This window comes from Mesorhizobium sp. Root157, assembly GCF_001427385.1.
Lineage (GTDB): Bacteria > Pseudomonadota > Alphaproteobacteria > Rhizobiales > Rhizobiaceae > Mesorhizobium.
Genome location: NZ_LMGJ01000032.1, coordinates 1 through 3,079, shown reverse-complemented (window position 1 = coordinate 3,079; position 3,079 = coordinate 1). Strand labels below are relative to the sequence as shown.

The window sequence follows — 3,079 nt, the reverse complement described above, 5'->3', positions numbered from 1 at the left end:
GGTGCCGACATTGGCGCGTGACATGGTGTCGAGCTCTGCAATCTCGATAACCCAGACGCCCTTGGTTTCCATGGCGGCGTCCTTGCTGCCGAGGTCAGATAGGCGGTCGGTGAACCAGGGCTGGGCCAGGACGCGCAACGCACTGGATTTGCGGATACCCTGCGGCCCTTCCAGGATCAGCGCGCAGTCAGCCTGTGCGCCAGGGGTGTGGATTCGGGCTATGGCAGAAATCAGCCAGCGGGGACCGACGGCACGGTTATAGGGCGAGTCGGCAGCACCAAGATAAGCTGTCAGCCAGGCGTCGATCCGCGGAACGCTATCCCAGGTCAGAGACTCGAGATATTCTCGAACCGGGTGAAACAGATGATCTCTGGCAACAACCTCGACCGCCTGTCCGGCTATCGATGCCGGAACCATGATCCCTTGACGCTGCAGCCAATCAGCGACGAGACAGTCATCACGATNGATCTCTGGCAACAACCTCGACCGCCTGTCCGGCTATCGATGCCGGAACCATGATCCCTTGACGCTGCAGCCAATCAGCGACGAGACAGTCATCACGATCTGACCATTCCCTGTCTTCCCAGATGGCGTGGCCCACGGACCAGGGTAGCGCCTTGCGGGCGACGGTGGTGGTGGCGAATTCATCGTGCGAAAGGACGCCTTTCCATTCAGGCGCATTGCGCAGTGCGTGAATCGCATTGGCCAGAACCGGGCGAGGCTCGCCCTCATTGTTGATGATCAGATCGTTGCGCCACGTGGCGGAATAGCTGCTAGCAACAGCGGCCGCAGCGATCGCATCGCGAACCGTCTGCTCGCCGTTCTGCCGCAAGACATCGTTGAAGTCCTGGCCAATCGGCGGTTCGGCAACGACGACCGGGCGCCCCTGGTCGCGCAGGATGGTGACGGCGCGGCGCAGCTGCTGGTCGGCCTTGCTGCCGGGTTGATCCCCGTCGCGTGCGACGATGACCGGCACACCGTCGGGCACCGGGGCGCGGGCGATGTTGGAGACGCCGAGACAGGCCCATGTCTCCCGGCCGGTGGCCTGCCAGATTGAGAGAGCTGTTTCCACGCCCTCGGCCAGGATCAGCGGAGCTGTGCCGGGAAAACGTACGGCCGCAACGTCCGACCAACCATCATGCGCCTTGTTTGTGCGTTTCTGGATCTTGAGTGGCGCTTTGCGGCCGTCGTCGGTCAGATAAATCTGCTGGAGCCCATGCACCTTCCCGGCAATATCGGTGACCAGTGCTACCAGAGCATCATATCGTCCGTGGGCGCGGGGCCGAAACCGAATGCTGGCAGGCAGGGTCGTCGCGGAGATGCCACGGTTGCGCAGATAGCGTTCAGCGGGTGTGCCGGATACCGCCTGACAGCCAGCGATGATATTGGCCACCTTAGTTGCGAGATCGCCTCCCTCGGCACCATGCGTGTGCCTCGTCGTATTGGGAGAAACGCTAGCGTCGATGGTGGGCGATACTTGCGGGGACTTCTGTTCGCTTCCGCCGGTGGGCAACCCCAGCCACTCACGCGCCCAATCGGCGGCCGCGCCGTTGGACAGCCCTTTCTCCCGCCGCACAAGCTCAAGCCCATCACCGCCGGATCCTTCCTCGTAGTCGTACCAGCGGCCCTTCTTTGCGCCGCCGATCTCGACCGCGATGCTTCCCTTCGAGCCGAACCGCAGTTGAGTGACCTTTGAGAGGCCGCCGTTGGGTTCACCGAGAAGTAACCGGGCGAGGTCATCGATCCGATCGTTCAGACGCGCTGCGATATCGGCAACCATGATAGCGGCTACTCCGCTGGCCGCACGCGGCGCGTTCGCCGCATCGATCGCGACGTGGCCGGGCGCATGATCGTGAGATAGCCGAACCGGCTCGGGCCGAGCCGGCGCTGTACCAGATGAACGACGCGTTGCTCACTGGCCCACCAAGCCAGTCGGGCAACAGCAGCGAGCTCTTTGCGCTCGACTGCCGACAGACTTGTCGATCCTCTGGCGCAGTCGAGGACCAGAAAGCCCTCGTGGTAGTGACGGACAGCTCCGGCCTCTGCGGCCGCAAGCCAGCGGCTGAATTCCGCCTCCGTGACGATGAGGTGCGAGGTCGTGTTGGCGAGGGTGTCCATGATGATCAAATACTCAGCGTGGTCGAAAACCGTCTCACGATGCGAGCTACATCTCGCAAGAGCCGGTGCGACTGGATTGACGGGAGGGTACGGGATGCTAAAAATCCCGCATTACGAATGGCTTCGCTCCGATGCGCTGTCGTGGAATTGCGCACTCGCTCGAAAACAAAGTGACTGCGGCGAAGTCGAGCGTGACGCAAAAACCGTGGCGACATTAGTTGGCCGCCGCCTCATGGAGCTGCTGCTCTTCGAACGCGATGATGTCCTCGAGGCGATAGATGACACGGCCGCCAACCTTCAGGTAGCGCGGGCCCTCTTTAAGCCAGCGCCAGCGCTCAAGGGTGCGTGGGCTAAGCTTCCAGCGGCGCGAAAGCTCGACCTGATTGAGATGACTAAGATTGTGCATAACGTGCTCCATCAAAAATACTTGCCAATTCCCAGGAGCTTGCTGTCGCTCTGGGGAACGGCTTTTAGTTTCGACGGAATGCGCTTTGGATTGTATGGTCGACGTCGGCAATTCTTGTGACGCGAGAGCACCTCAACCGCGTGTATTTGCGCAGCTCTGGTGCTTTGAACGTGACATTTTCCGCGTCGCTCGTGACACCGGCAATCAGGCCGGCTGGAGGTCAGCCCTGGAAACTTCCCGAACCATAGGCGCGATTCGATAACCTTCGCGTTGTTGGTTCTCGATGAAATCGTTGATCTGAAGAACAATGCCCTGATCTACGGCGAGCCGATCTGCGACCTCCTTTCGCAATCTTTTCACCTGCTGACGCAGACTATCTTCATCAATTTTCAGTTTTTCAGCCAGTTTCCAAGTCGGAGTGAACGGCACTTCCGCTATACGTGCCTTCGCCTGTTGGTTTCCACGCGGAACTGAGCCGGTTAGGCGCATAATTTCCATTGAGAATTGAGCCATGTGAACCTTCCCCCAACGCGGTGAGTGGCGGGGGCAACGGAG

5 protein-coding genes are annotated in these 3,079 nt (G+C 60.6%); 1 reads left to right on the top strand and 4 read right to left on the bottom strand.

The window, feature by feature from the left end:
• The 3 genes from ASD64_RS22075 to ASD64_RS14205 form a co-directional block, all read right to left on the bottom strand.
• Positions 1-417, bottom strand: a 417-nt coding sequence (locus ASD64_RS22075) for a VapE domain-containing protein (protein WP_413813607.1), incomplete at its 3' end; no start/stop codon positions are given.
• Positions 418-465: 48 nt separating this feature from the next.
• Positions 466-1,780 (bottom strand): toprim domain-containing protein (locus ASD64_RS22070; protein WP_413813606.1); only part of this gene is annotated, 1,315 nt, incomplete at its 3' end.
• Positions 1,781-1,788: 8 nt separating this feature from the next.
• Positions 1,789-2,127, bottom strand: a complete 339-nt coding sequence (locus ASD64_RS14205) for a hypothetical protein (RefSeq protein WP_056106096.1) — start codon at positions 2,125-2,127, stop codon at positions 1,789-1,791.
• A gap of 85 nt (positions 2,128-2,212) precedes the next feature.
• Between ASD64_RS14205 and ASD64_RS21065 the strand changes: the two genes are divergently transcribed.
• Positions 2,213-2,644 carry a hypothetical protein gene (locus ASD64_RS21065; RefSeq protein WP_156460164.1) on the top strand — a complete coding sequence of 144 codons (432 nt, stop codon included), beginning with the start codon at positions 2,213-2,215 and terminating at the stop codon, positions 2,642-2,644.
• A gap of 84 nt (positions 2,645-2,728) precedes the next feature.
• Here the strand turns inward: ASD64_RS21065 and ASD64_RS21060 are convergent.
• The coding region (locus ASD64_RS21060) for a hypothetical protein (RefSeq protein ID WP_210171811.1) at positions 2,729-3,079 on the bottom strand (351 nt) is incomplete at its 5' end.